Here is a 24,750-nt window from a genome sequence, read left to right as displayed (position 1 = left end):
AGGCACTTTGCCTACGTGGATGAGTTTGAATGCGACTACTGGTGAAATTACGGTGAACGATGCGACTCAAGTCGCTGATGGTACTTACACGGTAGATATTACGACCACCGATGCAGATGGCGGAGAGACTACTCAGACCGTCAGCATTGTGATTGCCCCTGATACGGAGGCTGTTTATTCTGTGAATGCTGCCCAGAATGAAGACAGTTATTCCAACGGCGATCAATTGGCGAGTGTAACGGATGCAGATGGGGCGGTTACGAGCGCTGTGATTGCTTCAGGCACCTTGCCCACGTGGATGAGCCTGAATGCGACTACTGGTGAAATTACGGTGAACGATGCAACTCAAGTCGCTGATGGTACTTACACGGTAGATGTTACGACGACTGATTCAGATGGCGGAGAGACCACGCAGACGGTAAGCATTGTGATTGCCCCTGATACGGAAGCTGTTTACACTGTGAATGCTGCCCAGAACGAAGATAGTTATTCCAACGGTGATCAATTAGCGAGCGTAGCAGATGCGGATGGAGCGATTACCAGTGCAGTGATCGCCTCCGGTACCTTACCCACGTGGATGACCCTTGACCCGGTGACAGGTGAGATCACGGTCAACGACGCCACACAACTGGCTGCAGGAACTTATACAGTGGATATAACGATTACAGATGCAGCAGGCGGAACTACTACACTACCTGTAACCATGGTGATCAACGAAGATATTGAAGCTACCAACTCGGCGGCTCCTCCTGCTAATGTTAATAATTATAACAATGGGAATGTTCTTGTCAGCGTCAGCGACAGTAACGGGCCATTGGTAAGCACCACCATAACCCAAGGCAGTTTGCCGCCGGGTGTTTCAATAGACCCGGTAACCGGTGAAATTACAGTGTCCGATGCTTCAGTGTTGGCCGAGGGGACATTTACAATTGAAATAGAAACTGTCGATAACGAAGGGGGAACAACAAGCCAACCTATTGAATTTACTATTTTGCCTTACGATACCGATGGCGACGGCATACCAGATACAGTTGAAGTTGGACCGGACAGCGGCAACCCGGTCGATACGGACATGGATGGTATACCGGATTTTGAGGATCCGGATTCAGATAACGACGGTATTTCAGATGATGAAGAGTCCGGAACCGATAATTTGAATCCTGTGGATACGGATGAAGACAATATACCCGACTATCTGGATACAGACGCTGATAATGATCAGTTGCCGGATTGGAATGAGAGTGGAACAGGGATACCTCCGGCAGGCAATGATTTTGACAACGATGGTATTGACGACAGTTTTGATACCGATAACGGTGGCCCGGGATTAAATGAGACACCAGTGGATACTGATGTTGATGGGATTCCGGATTACCAGGATACCGATGATGATGATGATGGAATACCTACTGCCATGGAAGATATTAACGGTGATGCTGATCCCACCAATGACGATACTGATGGTGATGGTATACCCAATTATCTGGATATGGATGATGATGGTGATAGTGTGCCTACACTTACGGAAGATGTGAATCAGGATGGGAACCCTGGTGATGATACCGATGGTGATGGCATTCCTGACTATCTGGATACTGATGATGATGGCGACGGTATTCCAACTGAAAATGAAGATATTGATCAAAACAATGACCCTACCGATGATGATACTGATGGCAACGGCATCCCTAACTATCTGGATAATGATGATGATAATGACGGAACTGAAACCATAGACGAGGATTTTGACCAGAATGGCGACCTCACTAACGATGACTGCGACCAGGATGGTATCGAGGATTATCTGGATGCAGACCGCTGTGGACTGGCACTTTCCAAAGGATTTTCACCTGATAATGACGGAAATAATGACTACTGGCATATCGATGGAATACAAAATTATCCCGACAATAACGTCAGCATATTCAACCGCTGGGGTAACGAGGTATTTTTCGTGGAAGGTTACAATAATGAAGAAAAGGCCTGGAGAGGACAGACGAACGGTAAGTATGTAGTAGGACGAAAAGAAGTTCCTGATGGTACCTACTTCTATGTAATTGACCTGGGAGACGGTAGCAAACCCCTTAGTGGTTATGTGATAATTAAAAGGTAAATAACCGAGTTGAAATGTGTTAAAAAGAAGTCTGATGATAAAAATATTGAAATTAATAATAGTGCTGGTAGTTTTCATGTGCAGTGGTGTAAGTTATGGACAACAACAGGTGATGTTTACACAATATATGTTTAATGCTATGGCCATTAACCCGGGTTATGCCGGCACACACGAATCGATGAGTATCAGTGCGCTGGTACGGGAACAATGGACGGGTTTGGATGGTGCGCCGAGCACCCAAACGTTATCTGTACATACCCCAATTAAAAATCAAAAATTCGGATTAGGGTTATTGTTTCTGCATGATAAAATTGGGGTAACAGATCAGAACGGCGTATATGGGGCTTATGCCTACAAGGTTCCGTTTGAAAACGGAAGCAAGCTTTCCCTCGGTCTGCAGGCTGGTGTAACTCATTATATGGCGAGATACAGCCAGGTTTCGGATACGGATCCCAATTTTGCTACGGGTGATATAAGCGAAGCACATTTTAATTTCGGTTTTGGGGCATATTACTATTCACGAAAGTTTTATCTCGGGTTCTCTGTTCCTCAGATGGTAGAACAACGGTTTGACAGAAACAATACAGACTCCGACTCGAAAATGGTCAGACATTACTTCTTAACCTACGGTTATGTACTGGATTTAAACAAGTCTTTAAAGCTCAAACCGAATATGCTATTGAAAATAGTGGAGGGTGCACCGGCTGAGTTGGACCTCAATGCTAATTTGCTTATCAATGAAGTGCTTTGGCTGGGTTTATCATGGCGTTCTTTCGACTCTTTCGACGGTTTGGTACAATTACAGATTACGGATCAATTACAACTGGGATATGCCTATGATTTTGCTACCACTACAGAATTAAGAAGGGTTAATTCCGGCTCACACGAAATTATGTTAAACTACCGGTTCACATTTTCCAGGTCGCGGGTGGTTACCCCCCGGTACTTTTAAAAAAGATTGTTGCTGATGATGAAGAATAAGATGAAAGTTATTGGTTTACTCCTGATTTTTTTATGGCAAACCAATGGAATTTTTGGCCAAAAGAATATGAAAACACATTTGGCTAATCATGAAAAGCGGGGAGATAAATTGTTTTACCATTTTTCATACCGACAGGCTATTGAAGCCTACGAAAATGTACTTGAGGATAAAGAGAGGGATGAGATAAAGCTTAAAATTGCTGAGTGTTATCGTCTTTTGAATGATACAAAAAACACAGCCATATGGTACGGAGAGGTGATAGGAAACGAGGATTTGATCACGCCAATCCATAAATTTTATTATGCTGAAGCGCTTAGTAGCAATGGTGAATATAAGAAAGCAAAAGTCTGGTACAAGGAGTTTTGCCGTGAGGTGAAAGGTGACAGAAGGGGGATAAATAAATTCCAGGCCGCCAATAACATTGGCAAGTATTATATGGACTCGGCTGCCTACAAGATTGAAAAAATTACTATTAATTCTCCGTTAGCCGATTTTGCGCCCATGTACTATGGAAACGGATTGGTTTTTGTTTCCGAAAGGCCCACAGAAAGTCTCATTAGGAGTGTTTATAACCGGAGAGAACAAGCCTTTCTCGATTTGTTTTACAGTGAATTTGACGAAAATGGTAATCCGGCCAGTCCAAAAAAATTTCATAAAAAGGTCAATACCAAATTTCATGAAGGGCCGGTTACATTTTATAACGAAGATCGAAATATTATTTTTACCAGAAATAATTACCATCAGGGAAAGGAAAGAAAGAGTCAGGATGGTATCAACAAGCTAAAACTTTTTAGTGCTGAAAAATCTTCAGATGGTGGGTGGAATAATATTCAGCCACTTCCATTTAACAATGATGAATATTCCATCGGTCACCCAACTATTAGTGCAGATGGCAAAAGACTTTATTTTTCATCTGATATGCCCGGTGGTTTGGGAGGCACAGATTTGTATGTGTCCTATTTCGAAAATGAAAGTTGGACAGCACCTTTGAATCTTGGTCCCGATATCAATACAGAAGGAAATGAGATGTTCCCCTACCTGAGTGACACCCATACCTTGTATTTTGCTTCAAACGGATGGGATGGTTTGGGAGGACTGGACATTTTCAAATCAGAAATTTTGGATGAAAGTTACACGCCACCCTACAATTTGGGTTATCCCATTAACTCCGCCAAGGATGATTTTGCTCTGATTGTCAATTCAGCAGGCAATATTGGGTATTTTTCTTCACGCAGGCCAGAAGGTGCCGGGGACGACGATATCTATAAGGTTCTCATTCACAAGGTTACCGTGGTGACAGAAGTAGTGGATCCCGAGGATGTGCCAGTCGGTGTACCCTATGACATAATGGTTGTGGATCATATCACGGGGCAGGAGCTTCCAACGGGTCATGAAAATCATAAGCTGGTTTTCCAAGGTATTCCCGGTCGCTCTTACCAGCTTATTGCGATTGTCAACGACGATAAAGTTATCAAACGGGATATAAGTATAGAACCAGAGGAGCATCCGTCTGCCAGGAAATATGTAAAACTGCCCATGCAATACGAGAAAGATATAGGAAGCCTGGTTTCCGATGATCCTGATTATAAAGTATTTGCTATCGAAAACATGGATGAAGCATGGGCTTCTAACACTTCCCAAAAAATTGAGCGCGAAGATCTTAGATTGATTGAAGTAGGCTCAGGAAAAGAAATTCCGTTTCAGTTCAATAATAAAGAGATAACTTTTGAAGGAAAACCTGAAAGTAAGTATATGCTCAGAAAACTGAATAACACCGAAGAAAACGATTTGTTACTAATACAAACTAATGACCTTGGATTAAACATGACCCAGGTTTCGGTGCTACTGACACCTGAGCAAAAAGAGCCTGAAGATCAAATAGCCGTTGTAGTTATTAACAATAACGACTCAGTTCAATATTTTTCGGCTGTTACGCGTGGCGCTTTAAAAGCTGTTGATTCTTTAGGCCCCTTACATTCTGAAGTATCAGCCGGAAATAATGGGGAGAAGAGGTTATTTGTTATCAGAAATATTTATTATGATCTCGACAAGTTTGAAATACGGGAAGATGCCAGGGTTGAACTGGACAATATTATTGATTTGATGAACAAATACCTCGATATTCACCTGGTTCTTACCTCTCATACCGATAGCAGGGCCAGTAATGACTACAACATCAGGCTTTCCAAAAACAGATCTGAGGCGGTTAGTAAATATTTGGCCAAAAGGCAGATTCCTGAATCAAGGATCACCACCGATCATAAAGGGGAGAAGAAGCTTGTCAATGATTGTGATGATAACAAACCCTGCCCTGAAGAAAATCATCAATTGAACAGAAGGACTGAATTCAGACTTATTATCAAAGAATAGACTGAAGAATCAATGGGGAAAGCAAAAATCCTTGTGGCAGAAGATGCGGAAATCATAAGAATGATTATGGCCAAGTTACTGGCTGAGTGGAACTATGAATTTACTATCGCCGACAATGGTTTGGAGGCTTTGCAAAAATTGGAGTCGAACCACTTTGATTTGATCCTGATGGATATCGAAATGCCTGTAATGGATGGCTTGACCGCGGTAAAAAAAATCAGGAATCATGAGAACAGAAATACCAGAGAAACGCCGATCATTGCAATTTCCTATGCGCTTACCGTTGAAAATTATGAAGGCATCAAAGACGTAGGACTAGATGATTACATGTCAAAACCCATCGACCCTGCCTTGCTCAAAGTCAAAATAGAAGATTGTCTGAAAAAAACGAATTAACCTGTATTTAACTTTAGCCTAAAGCATTTTAATACGGTCAAGCACTTCCTTCTTAAAAGAGCGGCTAACCGGGATGAGTTGATTGTTAACCTTTAATACGGAAGCATCCAGACTGTCAATTTTGTCAATTCTGACAATAAAAGACCGGTGAACCTGCATGAAATCAATTCCCGGAAGTTTTTCTTTAATTTCTTTGAGGTTATCGTAGATGATGTGTGTTTTTTCCTTGGTAATTATTTTTATGTAGTCCCCAAAAGCCTGAACAAAATAAATACTTTCCAGATCTATTTTAATAAACCGGTTGTCTTCTTTGATAAAAACATAACGCTCGTAGCTGTTATGTTTTGCTTTCTGTTTGTCGATAACCGCTCTTGTACGTAATACAGCTTTCACAAACCGTGAGTAATCATCAATAGGTTTCAACAGATAATCTGTCACATTATATTCAAACGCCTCTATCGCATACTCGTTTTGACTGCTGATTAATATTATTTGTGCGGGGTTCTCCAGAGCCCGTAATAATTCGAAACCACTCATTTCAGGCATTTCCACATCCAAAAAAATAAGGTCTACCGGATGGTCGGACAAAAAACCGGCTGCATCGATAGCGTTGGAAAAAACTCCCTCAACTTCCAGGAAACCGGTTTTATCAATGAACCCTTTGAGAATAGTCTGAAATAATAAATCGTCATCAACGATGATGCATTTAATCCTGCTTTCATTCATCTTCGAGTCTTCTTGGGTTGAAAGTGTAAAAAAAACCGTTGAAAAAAGTTCGTAATCGTTCGATGATTGCAGATTCACGCCGGATCAGCAAATATCTACTTTAGTTGGTATTTTGTTGATAACGCAAAACCATCATTATTTTTTCAATATGTTGCCGGATCTCGCTGAGATGCCTTTTTTGATCGGCTGGAAGATTGTTTTTTGATGTGACCAATGACTCGCCTGAAATAATCAGTTTTTCCAGATCTTCCGCACCAAACAATTTTAAAGAGGGGCTTATTTTGTGCTTTGCCGCCTTATAGTTTTTCAGGTTTCGGGCCCTGATAATACCTGGATACCTGGCACTGAACTGGGTTAGCTCTTCGAGGTAAGAAGCCATGATGGCTTTGAAAAATTGCTTATTGCCTTCGGCAATTTGATCCAGTTTGGAGATATTTATGATGTTTTTGCGGCTTGTGTTAAAAATATGGATGGCTTCAGCATGGCCCATATGAGGTTGGTTATCGGTATAGTTAAGCATTTTTTTGAATAACTCATCCGGATCAATTGGCTTGGTTACAATATCAGACATTCCAGCATGATATATTTTCTCTTTAACTTCCTGCATGGCATTGGCAGTGAGGGCAATTACCGGAATATTCTGCGCCTTATCTTTAATTTGCTTGATTATTCTGCAGGTTTCATAACCATCCAGCCCGGGCATTTGCAGATCCATCAGAATTATGTCAAAATCGTTTTCCCTTGCCATTTTTACGGCCATCTTTCCGTTATTCGCTACCATAAACCGGGTTTTCCATCGTTTCAAAAATTCGGCAGCCACTAACTGATTAACCTGATTGTCTTCCACAAGCAATACCCTTATGCCGTTCAGGCTTTTATTGTAAGATGCTTTGGAAGTTTCAAAATCAAGTTTAAAGTGGCTGGTCACACGCGCTTTCTTAAGACGAAGGCTGAAATAAAACTGTGATCCTTTGCCTGTTTTACTTTTCACATGAATGCGGGAACCAAGTAATTCCAACAGTTTTTTTGTGATGGCAAGACCGAGACCGGTACCACCAAACTTTCTTGAAGTGTCGGCGCTGGCCTGAGTGAATCGATTGAAAATGATATCCTGCTTGTTTTCCGGTATGCCGATACCAGTGTCATGCACCAGGAATCCAACCACTACCTCATCGTTTAATTCTTCATCCAGCGTTACTTTTAGTCCAACTTCACCCTTTTTAGTAAATTTTATGGCATTTCCAATAAGATTATTTAATATCTGGGCAATTCTTGTTTTATCACTAGCCAGCAACGAGGGAATTTTGTCATCCAGCATCACCTTGAAGCCTATGTTTTTCTGTGCAGCTTTAAGTATAAAAGAGTGCTTGATCCCCTGGATCAGCTCCGGAAGGTCAAAAGCAATAGCTTCCAATTGAAGTTTTCCTTCCACAATCTTGTTGTAATCCAGGACATCGTTCACCAACATCATGAGGTTTTCCGAAGAGAATTTCAGGGTATTGAGATACTCAATTTGATCTTTACGTGGAGATTGTCTCAGTAACAGGTGGGTGATGCCGACTACCGCGTTGAGAGGAGTTCTGATCTCGTGTGACATGGTAGACAAAAACTCCGCTTTTGCTTTGGTTGCTTCTTCTGCCTTTTTTTTAGCTGAGATGATTTCCCTTTCCACCACTTTTCTTAAAGAAACATCCCTTCCGATGACAGTGACACCCACTACTTCCCCCTCCTTACCGAGCACAGGGCTAAAATAGTGTTCAATGGTTTTCATCTCTCCGCCAAAGTCTACGGGTGTATCAGTACTGAAGCTTTTGCCTTTCAGGGCCATGCTGTATAAATCCCACCAAAGTTCTGCACTTTGTTCAGGGAAATAGTCCAGTTCGACAAGATCTCCGGGAACTGGTGAGGAACCCTTTTGCCGTTCGACAATTCTTCTGAAAGAAGCGTTGCACATTAAAAACCTGAATTCCTTATCTATAGACCAGAAAGTGTCGCCAGTATTTTCAATGAGTGAGAAAAAGCGCGAATCCTCAGCTTTTAAAACAGCCCTGGAAGTTCTGGCCTCATTTTTTTTCCCAATGTAAGTCGTGAGCCTTCCAGGTAAGTTTAATTGTTTCAAATATAATCTTAGTGCCTCTCTAAGCCTTTGGATATGGCTTTTCTTTAAAGATATTGCATTACCCATCTTTTCATTCTTCTATTCCCCATGCATATCGTGCGTAAAGAATTTTCTGCTTGTTACTTATCCATTAAAATAAATGATGTACCTCAAACTAGTTGTGCGGATTTTGATGTTTAATTACATGAATTAGGTTTTTTTGTATTGTTGGTGTATGAAGGATTACCCTTTAATCTGCCTTTCTCCATCTGAAATAGGCATGTGACTTGCGATCTGAATTTTGTTTTTGTAGGCAATTAAACTTTTCCGGATGATAATCTGCTGTAGGAAAGATTTCCATGGTTGATTATGAGAGAAGATTTTTTGAAGAAAAAGGCGAATGTACGAGATCAACTTACATTGATAGCCAAAGCTGGTTTCAGAGACCATTAGCGACAAGACCTACTGATCATTCATTATCTTGGCCGGATCTTCCTCGTATTGAATACGATGGAAACTCCAATGCACAGATACTTCGAACAGGTTGGAAATACTACTTTCCTCTACACCTCCGAAAACATTGCTACCATAAGCTACACTTAGAAGGTATTCCTTTCTTTTGAATTCAGCACCGAAAGTCAGTAAACCCAGGTCATTGGCCCATGTGCTTAATCCGAAGAAGTTATTGTATACCTCCCCATTGCGTTCTTTAGAGTTTACATGTTTTCTGAGGGTTGCCCCTGCCGTTATAACTTTTCGGTTGTCCAGTGAAATCCATCTGAAGTTTGGAGTCAGTGACAGATTGTTTTTGCTGAATATCCGGTAACTTCCCGATAAATTAATTCTATAATCGGCTTTGGAGTCTGAGTTGGTGAAAGAGTTTGATGGCTGATTAAGGTTAAATATAGCTACTCCCAAATCCCCCCTTGGTGCATTGTCACTGTCATTTATACTCAGGCTTATACCTGAATTGATACTCAGCATGTGCAGATTCGTTGTCATGAAGGTTTCTCCTGAGCTCAACTGAGGATCAAAACCGTTAATGGAATACTGGTTGGAGGTGGTAATTTTTGATTCATCGAGAAAGACCAGACTGTTCGCCAACTGCAACCCGAAAGAAAGGGCCAAAGTTTTATTGATGCGCATCAGGTAGGCGCCTCCTAAGTTAACCGTGGTGGTGTTAAGCATTCCATGAGCAGCGGCTTTTTCGTTAATGATAGAACAGCTAAATGCCCCTTTTCTGACCGGAGAATACCTTGCCTCAAAGATGGGTTTTACAAAGTGTAGTGAAGGGTTTTTAAAACTGAAATTGGTTGGGAATGATCGTACTCCGTAAATAAATGAGGCTGTAGAGGATTTGAAGGTGGTAATTTCAGCCGGGTTATTTAAGGCAGGAATGAGATGAAACTGGATATACTCCGGGTTTTGTGCCACCAGGTTTTTTTGACCGGATAAAGAAAACCAACACATTATGATCACAATCCATTTTTTTTCCATAGTTACTTAGTTTACATTAGCATTTATCGCACCAGCGCTATACTTCCCACATTTTCGCCTTCATAGGTTAATGGTTTGCCACTTTGAAACGATCCGTCGATGACCCAAATATAAATACCTTCAGGCATCGGTTTATTCCGGTAGGTGCCATCCCATCCCTCATTGGCCGGATCATTGGTACGATATAATTCTCTTCCCTCATTGTCATAGACCACCAGTGAAAAATTCATGATCCCCTGGCCATCAACGCGGAAATAATCGTTTACCCCATCATTATTTGGTGAGAACAGATTCGGCACGAAAACCGAACCGGACTCTACCGTAACAATGAAATTGCATACGATACTATTACCGAACGGATCGGACACTGCATAGGAAATTTTCGTTTTTCCCAGGGGAAAAATATTGCCACTGGGTATACCTTCGATTAGTTCTACGATAACATTGCTACAGGTCGAGGGAGGTTCTGGCACTGGATATGTAACAAGCGGATCCAACGTGCTTATGTCCTCAGGACAGTTTTCAACTTGCAGAGACGGCCCAATTACGATCACATCAAAGGAGCAGGTGGTTTGTATTCCATTGACGTTAACGGCAGCATATTCCACTGAATTAATACCGACGGGAAAACTGTCCCCACTGGCAAGACCTGAAACCAATACGCTGTTGATTTCTCCGTTGCAACCATCTACTGCCACAGGAGGAACATACGTAAATGCACTGTCGCATTTCCCCGGTGGCAGGTAAAGAACCACATTAGATGGGCATGAAGTGAAAACAGGTTCGTCTGCGTCCCGGACTTCAACTTCAAAAGTGCATATGGATTGGTTATTACTACCACCCACAGCCATGTATTCAACCGTTGTAATACCTTTGTTAAAAGGCTGACCACTTGCAGTCCCCTGGCCATTTCCAGAGGTGGCTCCTGTTAGTGTCCACGTTATTTGTGCCTCGTCACAGTTGTCTTCTGCAAGCGGATCGATATCTTCTACAATTCCATCGCAGTTGTCAGGGGTAAGTATTACAACCTTGTTTTCAGGGCATGAGAGCTGAGGGGGGATGGTGTCTTGTACATTTACGGTAAAGTAGCAGCTTACCAGGTTTTTACCATCATGATAAAAATATTGAATAATCGTTTCTCCTGCATTTAATGGGATATCCACGTTGCCGGTTCCGTCCCCCTCTGTGGCCCCTAGCAAAGCATAGGACAAAAAAGTTACCCCACAGTTGTCAGGTCCGGTAATGGCTTCAATACCATGAATTAACATCTGGCATGTATCGGTTGGTAAGAAGAAAGTTAAGTCCCCCGGACAGGAAAGTAGTGGTGGAATTGCATCAATCGCTGATCCTCTAAGGTTGAGGTTATAGACAGGTGATGCAGGATCATTACTGGTTATTTCCACCACAGCATCACGTAATTCAAATCCACAAACAGGATTAAAATCAATTGCCAGGAAAGCGGAATTACCGGGAGTTACTATTGCATTTGAAAGTGAGGCAATGCTAAAGTCCGCATCACCGGAAATGGAGCCGGCGAGTGTCAGATTCCGGTTGCCATTATTTTGGATTTCAAAAATCACCTGCCCACTGTTACCAATAATTACATCCCCAAAGTCATACGTCAGGTCACTGGCAAAAGGATTTCCGTTAATCAATACGCTAATTGATGGCTGGAAATCTGAGAAAAATGGTGAAGCAAATAAAGTTAGTGGCCCCTGTACGGCCAGAATTCCTGAAACCAGGATACTTCTCCATATAAACAGATAGAATTTCATAACATCTTATACCTTCCACACTACTCAAGAAATACCACAGGCTGGTTATCAAATTTGAGGCAGGAAATTTTTTTGAAACTAAATACCACAATTTAGTTCAGAAATCCAATAATCATCGATCCGCTGACTTCAAGATCAGCGTAAGAAAGTGACAAAATAGCTTGAATAACAGCATAATGAATACAATAGCCACATTTAATTACAATCAGGGATTTTATTATTGTATAATTGAACCCCTTATACTCATTTAATAGGTAATTTCTGTTAAACTCAATCAAAATTTTAAAGAAACGGCATTTTTTATTTTGAAACAGGGAGACCTTCATCTGGTCAACTTTTAAATTTATGTCTATTTCTAACGTACTGGATATATTTTAAAACTTAAAGATTAATTTATGTTTGCCCGATAAAAGATTTATGAAAATTAAATACCTCACAGGTAAACTTTCTCCTTTTGTTGGTTGACGAAGTTCTTAATTAATTTAAACCCCGAATCATAGCTTTTCTCAGGATGAAACTGAAGACCAAGAATGTTGTCTTTCTCTACTGCAGAACAAAACTTAATGCCGTATTCGGTCACCCCCGCGATATCCCGGCTTTCATCGCAGCAAACATGGTAAGAATGAACAAAGTAAAACGAATCACCAGGCTCTATTCCTTCAAAAAGTGGGGAACTTTTGATGTTCTGTAAAGTATTCCATCCCATGTGGGGCACCTTGCAGGGGCGGTTTTCGCGGTATGGCAGGATTATTTTTTTCGTATTGCCCGAAATCCAGCCTAAGCCTTCCACGTGACCTTCTTCGCTGTATTCTGAAAAAAGCTGCATACCCAAACATATCCCCAAAACCGGTTTTTTGTTATGAATGACAAAGTCCTCCAAAAAAGGAATGAGCCCCTTGTTTTTAAGATTTTGCATTCCTCTGGCGAAGTGCCCAACCCCTGGTAATATAAGTTTATCAGCGGTATTTAGCTGTTCCGGATCGGATGAACAAAAGAACTTTTTATCAAAGTAAGCAAGTTTATTCTCTATTGATCTCAAATTTCCCATTCCATAATCTACTATTCCTATAATCATAGCTTGTTTTTTAATTGGCATATTTTAAATAAAGGATATAGGGTAATAATTTTAGTTTTGTGGCTAATCTGATAGGATGCTTTGCCATTCTGATTGTTTTTAATAATGTGGGATAATCACTGTGTGACTGGTTGTCGGTGGCCATTATCTCATCAAATTCAGCGCTTGTCAAACCCAGTTTATTGATGGCGTAATCGATCACCCTGTTATCATATTCGTAGGCGTTTTCTTCGATAATGGTCAACGCTTCACTCCGGGTCAATTGATTGGAACGAACCAGGGCGGATAGCTCTGTTTTGCGTTTATCTATATTGAATTTTTGGGGTAAATAATAAGATTGAAAAAACTTTGTGAAAGTATTTTCATGGTGATGCCCCCCATAGTACTCCCAGGAGAGTTCATGCTTTAAGGTCTCATCTACTTCGTTCTTTTTGTAGTCAATTAGCTCCATTAACCTGACTTCCTTTATTCGCTTGGCAAACAAATAATACAAAAGCCCGGTAATTGTCATTAGTGGAAAACTGTAAATTTTACCCGATCCGAATTTTTTATGTACGGCACGAATGTATCTGCTGTCCATGTAGGTCCAGCTAATGGGTGAAGTTCCTTCGGTACGGAATGAGTGTCCATTCAGTATGTACGGGATGCCTTCTTTGGCGGCAACATCATACAGCACGGAGTAAATGGCAAAATCAGTCGGTACGTCTGCATCCGGAACACTGGCTTTTAAAAATGCCAGTTGTAAATCTTTGAATTCTTCCCAATCGGCCACTACCGTATGCAAAGTGACATTCAGCTTATTGACTGCATTTTCTATGTTGCGTACTGATATTTCCGTGTTCCAGCCATTATCAAAATGAACTGCCAATGGCCTTAATCCGAGTTTCACCGCTGTCAGCAAGGTGTAGGTGCTGTCCCTGCCTCCGCTTACACCTACCACACAATCAAATGGTTTGTTTTTTGATTTGTTTTTTATTTTTTCGACAAGTTTCTGAAGCCTGGAGGATGACGTGCTGTTAAGTGGGAATTGCTTGTCCATCTCGTGATGGATTTTGCAATATTTACACTCTCCTGTTTCGTCAAACCAAATATCCTGAACTGTAGTATCCAAAATGCAGGTGGTACATATTTTATCATTCATAAATTCAATTTTTATTTCCGGCAGACATTTCACTTAATAGCAGGGGCGTGGTCGGCGATACAAGCTTATATAAAAAGCGAATGGGTTTGCGAAACCTTCTGATAGTGCTGTAATAGCTGGGATAATCCAAAAAAGACTTTGGCTTTGCGGACATAATATCTTCAAATTCTTCTGAAGTTATCCCCAGTTTTTTCAGCACGTAGGCCCGGTCGCTGGCAACCTGTGATTCGGACATGGGCTTTTCCTCATTAAGCTTGCGGATAGCCTCTGATCTTTGCATCTGTCCGCTTCGTATCAATGCCGAATACTCCCTTAACCTTTTATCAATCCCGAACTTTCTTGGCAGTATATACCCCTGATAAAACCTTGTATACACAGACTCGTAATGGTGGCCCCCATAATCCTCCCATCCATACGCTTTGTTTAAAAGGTACTTGGTTTTGTTTTTTTCATAGGGGAAATAATATAACAGCCTTACCTGTCTGATCTTTCTGATACAGGCATAATAAAAAAGGCTGAAAAGTGTATAATTAGGAAAGGTTTTCAACCGAATTTTTCCAAACCTGGCCTGTACAGCTTTTATGTATCGTCCATCCCCGTAGCTCCACATCACCGGCACTTTCCCCTCAGTTCGGAAAGAATGACCGTTGATGATAAACTTAATATTCTCCTGGTTGGCTATCCTGTATAATGTTTCCTGGATGGCAAGGTCTGTTGGGATTTCAGAGTCAGGTGTGGAGGCTTTGAGAAAAGATAGCTGCAGGTCTTTGAACTCTTCCCAGTCAACCACATAAGTTACCAGGTCAATGCCTAATCGGTCGGTCACTTTTTTGATATTGCTTACGGCAATTTCCGAATTCCAGCCATTGTCAAAATGCACTGCGAGAACCCTCAGCCCAAGTTCATTGGCCAGGTGAAGTTGGTAGGTGCTGTCTGTTCCACCGCTTACACCAATAATGCAATCATAGTTCCGTTTTCTTCCTGTCTGCTTGATCCTTTTAATCAATGCTTCTAACTGATCCTTACCTGAGTTATTGAGCGGATATTGACTTTCGAGGGTATCATGCAGTTGACAATACTGGCAAATTCCATCCCCATCAAACCTGATAAGTGGGTCAGTTTCATCCATAACACACCTTTTGCAGCTTTTCATTTCTTATTTTTATATGTGAAAAATTCTTTTGTAATGAAACTTTCTTATAAACCTTCCTAGTTCCACTGAAACATGCCTGGACTCATTATACCTCCAGGCTTTTATATAACCCGACATGTAACAGAGTGAGTTGAGCAGAAATGGTTTTTGCCTGATTCGCACTAAACTTCGCAGCATTGAAAGGAAAAAGCCGCTTCTGGTCCGGTATGCCTCAAAACCAGACTTCCTTGAATGTGCCAGTGCATGGTAGGCTGAAGATGTCGGACGGTGGTGGATAACTGGTAAATCAAGAATTTTAATTTTCCAGTGTTTGTACCTGGCGGTCATTCCATCTATGCCATCCCAGGCCCAAACAGGTTGTAAACCTCCGATATCCTGAAAACACTTTTTTCGATAAGCTTTCAATGCGCCCCTTAGATGATAACTGGCAGAGTGTTCTTTGACCAATTTATTCCCTTTCCGTATGACACAATAACCCCCACACATGCCAACATCCGTATTTTTTGTAAAGCATTCTGACACCTCTGCAAAGTAATAGGGTGGCAGGCTAAGATCAGCATCCAACTTTACCACCACATCATACATCACATGCCCGAATGCTTTTAACCCGGCGTTGAAGGCATGGACAACTTTTGACCCTCCTGATCTGGGCGCTGATGTATTAGGAATGTTAATAATCTTTATCCAGGGATATTTCCCGGTATATTTTTTAACAATGTCATAGGTTTTGTCAACTGACCCGTCATTGACGATTACCCAGGTTACAGGTCGCATAGTCTGCTTTATCATTGAGAGGATGGTTCTCTCAATGAACTCCCCTTCATTTTTTGCCGGTGTAATAACTAAAAACTCCATAATCTGTTTTTAAAGTATGCTTTAAATGACCCGATAATTACAATAACCATGGTTAACGGGAAAAGAAATACGTTTCCATGCCTGATGATCATTCTATAGGTTTTTGGGAGATAACGCGGGGAATATTTGTTGAAAAAAGAAGCGATGAATGTTGGTAAACTGGCTTTTCTTGATGGATGACCAATGGCTGTCAGCTCATCTTTGCTAAATACCTTTGCTTTGTAAGATATGTAAACGGGAAATCCCAACTGGGATGCCCGAAGGCAAAAATCATCATCCGAACCGTATTGAGGCAGTTGTTCATCGAAAAAGTGAAGCTGTTTCAAAATCCTTGCTGAGATCAACATTCCCCTTCCGGGCAATACAACTGAGGGTCTTACCGGTATGTCCGGCAAATCGCCGGGGTTTTGGCCGTTTACTGCGTAATTTTTTTGCTTGTAACGCCACCATATTATTTGTTTTACCCCGGCAAATGTGATCCTTTGGGGTTTTGAATGAGAGATAGCCACCGATCCAATGATGCAATCCAGGGCAATACTTTTGTATGCTGAAATGATGTTTTTAATGTAATCAGGTGGTAACCGTATATCATCATTCAAAGCAAGAATTAAGTCCGGGTTGTACTGAAGGGCATGAGTAAAACCCTGGTTTATGCTTCTCGTATACCACCAATCCCCGGGTCCCTGTACCACTGTTACTTCCGGAAAATCCTTTTGCAGCATTTCCAGGGTTCCATCTGTAGAGCCATCTGCTACAACAACAATTTGACATTCCAGGGCCATGTCACCGAAGTACTGACCAGACAAGTCATACAATACTTCGCTGAGGCAATCTTTGCGGTTATGTGTAGGAATGACAGAAAGTATCTTAATCATAACTGAAAATTGATTTGTTAATAGTTTTTGATGTGTTTTTTTCAGCCAACACCCATCCGGCAATTTGAAAACCAAAAAACAAAGGGGTAATCAATAGCGGATTTGAAAAAGAAAGAAGCAGTACAATTCCTGGCAGTATAAAAAGTCCCCGAAAGTAATAACTTCTTTTCAATAGTGATTCTATTTTCCGTAGATTGAATAGCATCAGTATTGTACCGACCAAACCAAACTTCACCAGATAATCACTAAAGCCATTGACCCTGACCATGTCAATGTAAAGGTTGTTGGTTCTTTCTTCAGCCTGCAGGCCATAACCAATAATGGGATGATCCGCTAAGTCATTGATATCAACGATCAGACTGCCGAACCTTCCGATGCTTATCGCCTTCCTTTCTTGGGAATAGGTTTCCAGATTGTTAATTGTTTTATTTCTGCTCTGAAATCTTTCTTCTATTTTTCCCTTAACAATATCAGAATTTAAAAGAAAGTAGCCCAATAAGATGGCAATTGGCGCGGTGAGGACAAAATATTTGACATTTGTGTTATACATGTAGAAGGCAATGAGGATCATGTATAAAATGTAACCAGCGGTTGAAAATGTAGTAAACATAGCAATGCTCATGACCACAAATCTTTTATTGAAACGAAATTCGCTGAAGATCGAATTCAGGTAGATACCAATGGCCAATATGGCTGCAAAACCGCCCGGTTCCCACATGAAACCGCTGTTCCTGCCTATACCCCATGGATTTACTGAGAAAATAATGGAGTTTGTATACCGTACCCCTCCTTTATCTACAGGAGGGATGAGGAACTCTAAAAATCCATTTAACTCCGTGAATGTTTCTGGTATGAGCAGTTGTAATGTAAATAATGGCAGGCTTATGAATGATAATTTATAGATGATGGATTCCAGTATTCTGAAGAAATCCTGTCCTACTACTTTGATTACCATATATGCCAGCAAAATCTTCAAGTAGACCCTGGCCGTGGCTGTAAAGTTTAACCAACCGAATTTGAATACATACAAAAAACTCAGGCCAATGTAAAACAGGGTAAAAAGGAAAAAGAATTTATCAACCTTCAATTTCCCAATCCTGAACAACAGCATCGAAAACAGGCCAAAAGCCAGTAAAACCCAGTCCGAAAGCGCGATGGTTGAAGCGTTAGAGCTCATATGCAACAACCCAAAACATAACAGTGCAGCAGTTAAGGAATGATATTTCGTTAAATTAATTTTCATCACCTCCCCCCAGTTCCCTGATGAAGCGGGCGGGGTTACCTGCCCATAACTGATTTTTCGGAACGTTTTTGGTGACGACCGAGCCGCTTCCTATAATTGCCTTGTTACCGATATTGACCCCTTTCAGGATAATACTGTGGGCACCGATAAATACGTCAGATCCAATATTTACTTTCCGGTTTTTTCTCTCGGCGATATCGCGCCCGTCATCCTGCCTCACCCGGAAGTTCAAGGAATGAAAATCACTGTCATATATTACTGTATTTCCACCTATTTTTACATTATTGCCAATTCTCACTTCCAGCAAAGCCACAATGGCCACCCCACTCATTGCTACATGATCCCCAATGATCAGTTTGGCAGATTTACCTACAATAAAATAACACGGTTGTTGTCTGCCGATTTGGTTATGGTATTTTCCATTGTTTATTCTGAATTTGTTGCCGATTTGCATATATCCTGTTTTGTGCACACGTATTACAGGCAACCCATTTGTTTTGAGATCCCGTTTGAAATCTACTTTGTTGAAGGCCAGATGGAACCGGATCCAGAGAAAGTCTGAAAACTTTAAAGCTTTCATCTGTAATCGTTTAAAAAGTCGGTATAGTAGAAAGAGCAGGTTCATACTTTTTATCCGTAATCATATCTTTGTAGATAGTCAATGTATCTGTCAGTATTGAATTTTTGTCGTGCCTGGACCGGGCCATTCTTTTGGAGTTTGTTGAAATCTTATGCCATAATGCCGGGTCAATTTTCAATTTCAAAATTTCATTGGCCAGGGCTTCGTAATGAAGAGAAGTGAGAATTCCAGTTTCATTGTGGTCTATCAATGACCTCACACCACCTACATCTGAAGCGATAACCGGCAGACCTGACACCTGGGCTTCACAAACCGTATTTGGGCTGTTATCTACTAGTGAAGGGTGTATCAAAGCAAATACGGTTTGATAAATTTTTACTATCTCCCGCTCATCCACAAATCCCAGGATTTCAATATGGTGTGTTTCAATGTACTCAAGATTATTTTTTTTTATCATTCTCTTTACCTCCTCAGCTTTAGCATTTCCAATTATTTTCAAGGTTATCGTAATCTGACCACGTTTATGTAAATCGTTCAAAGCTGCGAGTGCCAGATCCAACCCTTTTACAGGGTGAGAACCGCCGGCAAACAACAGGGTATCGGATTTATTGGAGACATTAAAATCCTCGAAAAAAGCCGGCCGTATCATTTCCCAAACGTTGAATATTTTGGCTTTGGGATTGTGTTTTTTTACAAAGTTTCTATCAAAATGGGTCCTGCACATAAAGTTTTGGATCTTCGTGATATTGATCCTTTCAAAAGCTGCGGCCATTTTCCATGATAAATAGGTATAGCTAAATTTTTGAGGTAAGGCTTTAATACATGCTTCCATAACACCTTGCATAGATAAAATCACCGGCAGGTTAATCCCAGTCAACGATGATTCATACTGATGCTCGGTTCCATGGATATGAATCATATCAAGCTCATTTTCCCTTTTTTTTATGTAATCTCTGATTATCTTAATTCTCTGCCTGTAAAGCCGGATGAAGTCCTTCTTTGGTACAGGCGTTTTAAGAAAAACGCATTCGATTTTTCCTTGATGGATGGTAACTGATTTTTGATCCAGGCGGGAATGGTAGTTTAAAATAGTCAGTTCAATCCTACCCTTTTCTACCAATGAATGCGCTAATGTCCTGATCCAGGGAGGCATTATTACTTCCCGGTTTTTGATCATAGCGATGGGAGCTAACCATAAAACCTTCATATTACAGTTTATTAAAAATCACCAAAATGCTGTGACCCGTTATCTTATTCCTCCGTAACTGTACCAGTTGATGCACCTTCAAAATAGCACTGCATCGATTCAGGATTTTTGCCAAGATCCTGTGCTTCACATATTTTGAAATAAGCCCCGAAAGGTATACCTGGTAATGATAGCACTGAAGTGGCTCATAAAATACTTCGTGCAACCTGAGTGGAAAGATGCCAGTCAGGCTTTGCAAAGAATCTTTGTCCCAAAGCCCCATATGATGTGGTGGCATGTTCAGAAAGGCACCGGAATGGTTTTTAATAAAAGAATCATTGTTAGGAACACAGACAATCAGCTTTCCGCCAGGCTTGAGTACTGCAATGGATGCCTGAAGAAATGACTTCACGTCTGCAATATGCTCCAATACCTGGAATGAACAAACCGTATCGTACTTTTCTGCGTTGGCCCTGGCGTGATCTTCCACCATCGCTACCTCTACCTGCAACTGTCGGCCCTTTGCTACAGAGGCTGCGCGTTCATTCAGCTCCAGTCCCCTGACAGTTTTGACCTTTTGTGCCAACTTTTTCAAAAAGTCGCCCCTGGCACATCCAATTTCAAGCACTTTCTCATGAGTTTCCAGGTAGTCGAATACGATCCGGTGTTCCCATTTCCAGCCCATGTAGTACCAGGGATATTGTTGCAGCTCCTCGTAAAACTTACCATCGCCAGCAAGGTTGAAGGGAAAGTAAAACTTAAATCCTGTTGCATTACAACGTAAAATTTTCACATGACTAACGCCAGTTAGCGTGGAGGAAACATCAATGCCAAATGATTTGGCATAACCTTCAATGATATAGTCAGTGGGAATTTCAGATAATTCACTGACATTTTCGTCACCCGTTAGCGGGCTGCGTCTCTGTAATCGGGCGCGTGCTATTGATTCCATATGCCGGTTGCTGTATTGTTTAAAATTTTCTGATATTGGTAATAGGAAACCAAAGGGCCGTAAGACAGGCAAAGGGTTGTTGCCAGGATCACGCCGCTGGAACCGAGAAAGGTGAATTTGGCGAGCAATACTGATAAAGGTATATTTACTATACCGGCAACTATGGAAAAAATAACCTGCAGTTTGATCTTACCAACCCCGTTGATAAAATTTACAAATATGCTACCCCAGGTGTAGATGGTGACATAAAAAGCCATAGAAGCTGACAGTGTCCAGGAGATTTCAACGTCTTTACCAAGCCAAAATGCATATGCTTTATCCGAGATCAAAAACAGCCCGAATGCCGCCAAGGAAAACAGTAGCCAGACGGATTGCAGTTTGCCTGTAGTTACTCTGATCCATGTATAATCTCTTGCTGTAAAAGCATCCGTATAAGCTGACCAAAGTGGATTGGATATGATCGCAAAGCCCAGAGTAATTATCCCGAAATATTTAAAGGCCAGATAATAATTCGCTACCTCTTCGGGACCGAACAACTGGTTAATAATTAGGTTATCTGTGGAAAAAATAATTATTCCAGCGATTTGAATGGCTAAAAACCTGCTTCCAACAGAAGTCAGGTCCCGACAAACATGAAAATTTATTCTGCGTATCGAGGGAACAAACCGGCGAAACCTGGAAATGAAGAAGATGACTGAACATATGGCCAATACAATTACAGGCGTACCGGATAAAACCCAACTTACACCGATCAATGACCCATGGGAATAAGCACTTAAAGCCAAAATCCCAATAAATGATAACAAGTTGATACAAAAATTGATGCCATCGGCAAGGTAAGGTTCGTGGTGGGCTGTCAATAGGGTGGAAACCAGGTTTAATACAAGTTTAAGGCCTAAGCCGGCGAAAACAATACTGATTACCGGTCTTAATATATTATTTTTAATTTCACCCACATTGAGCATGCCTTCCCAGTTTAAAAACCAGATAAATAAACCGGCAAGGATGAGTAGCAGAGACATTATAAAAGCAAGAAGAAAATAAGCCGAACTTACATAGTTTCTAGCAGCCAACATATCTCCAACCGCCATTGATGCAGTGAACTTATTCCTCAGTCCACTTGAAATACCTAAATCGAAAAGACTTGACCAGCTCGCTATTGAAGTAATAAGTAACCATACTCCATAATTGGTGCTGCCTAGCATCTGGAGCGAGGTAGGTACAATCAGAAAGTTGAGCCCCTGGCTACCAATTTTAAACCAGAAACCAATTTTTATGTTTTTTAGCCATCTGGCTGTCCGTATGTTACCTGCTTGCTTTACCATAGTTACTATTCAATAATGCTTTCGGTAAAAACAAAGATTTGAGGTATCTCAACCTCCTTTTTGCGCGTTTTATAAGGTTATGATCGTCATCACCGTAATAATAGTAGCCATAGCTGCTATTACTTTCCCGTGATGCGTTGAAGAGAATTAACAGATTTTTAAATCGTTGGTTGTCATACAATGCCTGTACAAAATCTAATCGTTTTCTCCTGGTAAAATTGTTTCTTATCACAAACAGCGTGGTATCAACCTTTTCTCCGAGCAAGTAGCCATCACTGACCATTATAATCGGGGGGGAATCTATAATGATCTTATCATATTTTGCCTGCAAGGTATTTAACAAATCATTCAATTTTGCATTTCCGATAAGTTCGGAGGGATTAGGAGGAAGTGTTCCGGCAGAGATGAAATCCAGGTTTTGGGACAAAGCGCTCTGCTGAATAATGTCTTCGTAACCTGCCTGTCCCGACAAATAATCACTTGTGCCGGGTAACTTTTCCAATTTCAGATGAGTGGCAATTCTGGACTTTCTTAATTCGAGTTCTAAAATACAGGTTTTGTCACCCGACATAGCGAATGTGGCCGCTAGGTTTACGCAGTTGAAAGTCTTTCCTTCTCCACTCATACAGGAGGTAATCAAAATGGTTTTGTGGTTATCTATGAATTGCAGGTTAAGCTTTATCGTCCTGAATTCTTCAGAAATGGGCGTATTGATGCCTTTACCTACTACCACAAAATCCTTTTTTGTATTCCGGCTAATCTTTCCAATAACAGGTATAGTGCTATTCCCAGTGATATAATGCATACTGTTGATCTTATCGCTTAAAATTTGTACAAGTGTAATTACCAGGGTGGGTAAAAACAAAGCCAGTAAAACGGCTAATAAATAGACGACACCTTTCTTGGGTTTATTGATAATGCCTGCTGCATGAGGTTGTTCTATTTGCCGGCTGTCGATCATTTCCGAAGCCATGGCCATGGCGGCCTGCTCCCTTTTTTTTAGCAAAAATAAATAAAGCTCCTCTTTTATATTCCGCCTTCTTTCCAACCCTAAAAGATCTTTGGTTTTGCCTGTAAGTAAATCCAACTCATCCCTGTATTTCTTTATTCTTAGTTCGATGTCAGATACAGCTATCCCCAATTGGGTTTGGTGATTCATAAGGTTTTTGGAAAGGGATTTTTTCAAATCTCGGATTTCAGACTCAATTTCAGCGATAATGGGATTGTCTTTCCGGACAGTTCTCAATGTGGAAGCGAGTTTTCTTTCGGCCAGATTTAATTGAAGAACGATGTTGTTGAGCAATTGGTCCTCAATACCCAACATGGTAGTCGGTACCGATATTTCCGCAACAGAGGTGCCGGAAATAATCATTCTTAAAGAATGATTTACCATGTTAAGTTGCGATTGGGCATCGCTCAACTCTATTTCGAACTTTTTAATGCCCTCAAGAATGTAATTTGCTTCATTGGTAATATTACTGATTTGCTTTGTGCGCTTATAGTTTTCAATTTCTTTTTCAAGTTCGATGAGATCGGCAAAATTCATTTGTAATCTGTTATCGATGAAATTGAAAAGTTTTGAAGCTATTTTTTGCTTTTCCTCAAGCATCAGATACTCATAGGCATCTATCAGTTTTCTAAGAAAAACCAGTCCAATATCTGACGTTTTTCCTTCATACCTGAGTAGTAGTACATCGGAGTTTAAACCTTTCCGGATCACTGAAAGTTTATTGCGGTAGTGATCAATGAGATCATCAGTAAAATTCAAGAAAAATGCATACCTGGAATTTGATTCATTTATTGTTGAAGCATTTTGAAGTATGCCATTTTCTTCATAAACAATTCGGAATTGCAAATCAGCAATTCCGATTTTTTCGCCAAAAAAATGGTTATTACTGTAATCGTAAATGCTGAATTTTGGGTCATGTACCTTGAGGTTGTATTCCTTTTTGGAGATAATGTTAACCTCGTAAGTGCTGTAATAGGCTTTTGCGGGTAAAGTGTCAAAAACTATGGTAAATGGCCTTTCCCGGAAGACCTTCCGGCTTTTAAAATTACCGATCTGATAATAATCAGTATTCAGGTTTAATTCTTCAATGACCCTGCTGATCAAATCCCTGGACAGTAGTATTTCCTGCTCGTTATCGACTGATTTTGAAGACATGAGTATATTCAAGTCCGGAATAAAGCCTTCAGTTAATATGGTATTGCTTTCTTTTTCATGGATAAGCAGCTTGCTTTCGAAATAGTAAACCGGGGAGGAAAAAAAGTTGACCACATAAGCGATAGGCAACAGTAAAAGCAGGCATAAGACGTAATAATGCCATTTCCGTAAGTAGGAAGATAAGACTTCATTCAGATCGAAGTCCTGGTCCTGATTTTTTGCCAAACTGTTTTTACCTGCCATT

19 protein-coding genes are annotated in these 24,750 nt (G+C 40.9%); 4 read left to right on the top strand and 15 right to left on the bottom strand.

Annotation, left to right across the window (positions count from 1 at the left end):
• From AC04NP_RS12710 to AC04NP_RS12695, 4 genes are all read left to right on the top strand, one after another.
• The coding region (locus AC04NP_RS12710) for a putative Ig domain-containing protein (protein ID WP_482860132.1) at positions 1 to 2,113 on the top strand (2,113 nt) is incomplete at its 5' end.
• Between the two features lie 34 nt (positions 2,114 to 2,147).
• Entirely contained in the window at positions 2,148 to 3,065 is a 918-nt protein-coding gene (locus AC04NP_RS12705) for a PorP/SprF family type IX secretion system membrane protein (protein WP_482860131.1), read from the top strand.
• Positions 3,066 to 3,080: 15 nt separating this feature from the next.
• On the top strand, positions 3,081 to 5,465 hold the full coding sequence (locus AC04NP_RS12700; protein WP_482860130.1) for an OmpA family protein: 2,385 nt from the start codon (positions 3,081 to 3,083) through the stop codon (positions 5,463 to 5,465).
• A 12-nt stretch (positions 5,466 to 5,477) separates the two neighbouring features.
• Entirely contained in the window at positions 5,478 to 5,861 is a 384-nt protein-coding gene (locus tag AC04NP_RS12695) for a response regulator (RefSeq protein WP_482860129.1), read from the top strand.
• A gap of 18 nt (positions 5,862 to 5,879) precedes the next feature.
• Here AC04NP_RS12695 and AC04NP_RS12690 read toward each other — a convergent pair whose 3' ends face one another.
• The 15 genes from AC04NP_RS12690 to AC04NP_RS12620 all read right to left on the bottom strand — a co-directional run bounded on the left by AC04NP_RS12690 (position 5,880) and on the right by AC04NP_RS12620 (position 24,749).
• The gene (locus tag AC04NP_RS12690; RefSeq protein ID WP_482860128.1) at positions 5,880 to 6,587 is read right to left on the bottom strand and encodes a LytR/AlgR family response regulator transcription factor; all 708 of its coding nucleotides are present in this window, start codon (positions 6,585 to 6,587) and stop codon (positions 5,880 to 5,882) included.
• Positions 6,588 to 6,687: 100 nt separating this feature from the next.
• Positions 6,688 to 8,706 (bottom strand): response regulator, encoded by a 2,019-nt coding sequence (locus AC04NP_RS12685; RefSeq protein WP_482860127.1) that lies wholly within the window; start codon positions 8,704 to 8,706, stop codon positions 6,688 to 6,690.
• A 441-nt stretch (positions 8,707 to 9,147) separates the two neighbouring features.
• Positions 9,148 to 10,182 carry a PorP/SprF family type IX secretion system membrane protein gene (locus AC04NP_RS12680; protein WP_482860126.1) on the bottom strand — a complete coding sequence of 345 codons (1,035 nt, stop codon included), beginning with the start codon at positions 10,180 to 10,182 and terminating at the stop codon, positions 9,148 to 9,150.
• 23 nt (positions 10,183 to 10,205) lie between these two features.
• On the bottom strand, positions 10,206 to 11,957 hold the full coding sequence (locus tag AC04NP_RS12675; RefSeq protein ID WP_482860125.1) for an HYR domain-containing protein: 1,752 nt from the start codon (positions 11,955 to 11,957) through the stop codon (positions 10,206 to 10,208).
• A gap of 433 nt (positions 11,958 to 12,390) precedes the next feature.
• Positions 12,391 to 13,032, bottom strand: a complete 642-nt coding sequence (gene hisH, locus AC04NP_RS12670) for an imidazole glycerol phosphate synthase subunit HisH (RefSeq protein WP_482860124.1) — start codon at positions 13,030 to 13,032, stop codon at positions 12,391 to 12,393.
• Between the two features lie 10 nt (positions 13,033 to 13,042).
• Positions 13,043 to 14,173, bottom strand: coding sequence for an N-acetyl sugar amidotransferase (locus AC04NP_RS12665; protein WP_482860123.1), 1,131 nt, complete (start codon positions 14,171 to 14,173; stop codon positions 13,043 to 13,045).
• 4 nt (positions 14,174 to 14,177) lie between these two features.
• Positions 14,178 to 15,326, bottom strand: coding sequence for an N-acetyl sugar amidotransferase (locus AC04NP_RS12660; protein ID WP_482860122.1), 1,149 nt, complete (start codon positions 15,324 to 15,326; stop codon positions 14,178 to 14,180).
• Between the two features lie 9 nt (positions 15,327 to 15,335).
• Entirely contained in the window at positions 15,336 to 16,181 is an 846-nt protein-coding gene (locus AC04NP_RS12655; protein ID WP_482860121.1) for a glycosyltransferase family 2 protein, read from the bottom strand.
• Positions 16,169 to 17,056 carry a glycosyltransferase family 2 protein gene (locus AC04NP_RS12650; protein WP_482860120.1) on the bottom strand — a complete coding sequence of 296 codons (888 nt, stop codon included), beginning with the start codon at positions 17,054 to 17,056 and terminating at the stop codon, positions 16,169 to 16,171. Before AC04NP_RS12650 ends, AC04NP_RS12655 begins: the two co-directional genes overlap by 13 nt.
• Positions 17,049 to 18,233, bottom strand: a complete 1,185-nt coding sequence (locus AC04NP_RS12645; RefSeq protein WP_482860119.1) for a hypothetical protein — start codon at positions 18,231 to 18,233, stop codon at positions 17,049 to 17,051. Before AC04NP_RS12645 ends, AC04NP_RS12650 begins: the two co-directional genes overlap by 8 nt.
• A gap of 55 nt (positions 18,234 to 18,288) precedes the next feature.
• A complete protein-coding gene (locus AC04NP_RS12640) occupies positions 18,289 to 18,879 on the bottom strand; it encodes an acyltransferase (protein ID WP_482860118.1) in 591 nt (196 codons plus the stop codon).
• A gap of 10 nt (positions 18,880 to 18,889) precedes the next feature.
• Positions 18,890 to 20,086, bottom strand: coding sequence for a glycosyltransferase family 4 protein (locus AC04NP_RS12635; RefSeq protein ID WP_482860117.1), 1,197 nt, complete (start codon positions 20,084 to 20,086; stop codon positions 18,890 to 18,892).
• Position 20,087: 1 nt separating this feature from the next.
• The gene (locus tag AC04NP_RS12630; RefSeq protein WP_482860116.1) at positions 20,088 to 21,017 is read right to left on the bottom strand and encodes a class I SAM-dependent methyltransferase; all 930 of its coding nucleotides are present in this window, start codon (positions 21,015 to 21,017) and stop codon (positions 20,088 to 20,090) included.
• The gene (locus tag AC04NP_RS12625) at positions 21,005 to 22,342 is read right to left on the bottom strand and encodes a lipopolysaccharide biosynthesis protein (RefSeq protein WP_482860115.1); all 1,338 of its coding nucleotides are present in this window, start codon (positions 22,340 to 22,342) and stop codon (positions 21,005 to 21,007) included. The genes AC04NP_RS12630 and AC04NP_RS12625 overlap by 13 nt, the downstream gene beginning before the upstream one ends.
• Entirely contained in the window at positions 22,323 to 24,749 is a 2,427-nt protein-coding gene (locus AC04NP_RS12620) for a polysaccharide biosynthesis tyrosine autokinase (RefSeq protein WP_482860114.1), read from the bottom strand. Before AC04NP_RS12620 ends, AC04NP_RS12625 begins: the two co-directional genes overlap by 20 nt.
• Between the last annotated feature and the right edge of the window lies 1 nt (position 24,750).

It is taken from the genome of Agaribacillus sp. DX54 (assembly GCF_056858335.1).
This window is presented reverse-complemented; position numbering and strand designations above follow the sequence as displayed.

What these genes read in the sequence shown, in the direction of transcription:
- hisH (WP_482860124.1), bottom strand. Translation starts at nt 13,032, where the DNA reads ATGATTATAGGAATAGTAGATTATGGAATGGGAAATTTGAGATCAATA.
- AC04NP_RS12620 (WP_482860114.1), bottom strand. Translation starts at nt 24,749, where the DNA reads ATGGCAGGTAAAAACAGTTTGGCAAAAAATCAGGACCAGGACTTCGAT.
- AC04NP_RS12650 (WP_482860120.1), bottom strand. Translation starts at nt 17,056, where the DNA reads ATGATTAAGATACTTTCTGTCATTCCTACACATAACCGCAAAGATTGC.
- AC04NP_RS12680 (WP_482860126.1), bottom strand. Translation starts at nt 10,182, where the DNA reads ATGGAAAAAAAATGGATTGTGATCATAATGTGTTGGTTTTCTTTATCC.
- AC04NP_RS12700 (WP_482860130.1), top strand. Translation starts at nt 3,081, where the DNA reads ATGATGAAGAATAAGATGAAAGTTATTGGTTTACTCCTGATTTTTTTA.
- AC04NP_RS12660 (WP_482860122.1), bottom strand. Translation starts at nt 15,326, where the DNA reads ATGAAAAGCTGCAAAAGGTGTGTTATGGATGAAACTGACCCACTTATC.
- AC04NP_RS12690 (WP_482860128.1), bottom strand. Translation starts at nt 6,587, where the DNA reads ATGAATGAAAGCAGGATTAAATGCATCATCGTTGATGACGATTTATTA.
- AC04NP_RS12695 (WP_482860129.1), top strand. Translation starts at nt 5,478, where the DNA reads ATGGGGAAAGCAAAAATCCTTGTGGCAGAAGATGCGGAAATCATAAGA.
- AC04NP_RS12635 (WP_482860117.1), bottom strand. Translation starts at nt 20,086, where the DNA reads ATGAAGGTTTTATGGTTAGCTCCCATCGCTATGATCAAAAACCGGGAA.
- AC04NP_RS12655 (WP_482860121.1), bottom strand. Translation starts at nt 16,181, where the DNA reads ATGGAGTTTTTAGTTATTACACCGGCAAAAAATGAAGGGGAGTTCATT.
- AC04NP_RS12665 (WP_482860123.1), bottom strand. Translation starts at nt 14,173, where the DNA reads ATGAATGATAAAATATGTACCACCTGCATTTTGGATACTACAGTTCAG.
- AC04NP_RS12705 (WP_482860131.1), top strand. Translation starts at nt 2,148, where the DNA reads ATGATAAAAATATTGAAATTAATAATAGTGCTGGTAGTTTTCATGTGC.
- AC04NP_RS12630 (WP_482860116.1), bottom strand. Translation starts at nt 21,017, where the DNA reads ATGGAATCAATAGCACGCGCCCGATTACAGAGACGCAGCCCGCTAACG.
- AC04NP_RS12645 (WP_482860119.1), bottom strand. Translation starts at nt 18,233, where the DNA reads ATGAGCTCTAACGCTTCAACCATCGCGCTTTCGGACTGGGTTTTACTG.
- AC04NP_RS12640 (WP_482860118.1), bottom strand. Translation starts at nt 18,879, where the DNA reads ATGAAAGCTTTAAAGTTTTCAGACTTTCTCTGGATCCGGTTCCATCTG.
- AC04NP_RS12675 (WP_482860125.1), bottom strand. Translation starts at nt 11,957, where the DNA reads ATGAAATTCTATCTGTTTATATGGAGAAGTATCCTGGTTTCAGGAATT.
- AC04NP_RS12625 (WP_482860115.1), bottom strand. Translation starts at nt 22,342, where the DNA reads ATGGTAAAGCAAGCAGGTAACATACGGACAGCCAGATGGCTAAAAAAC.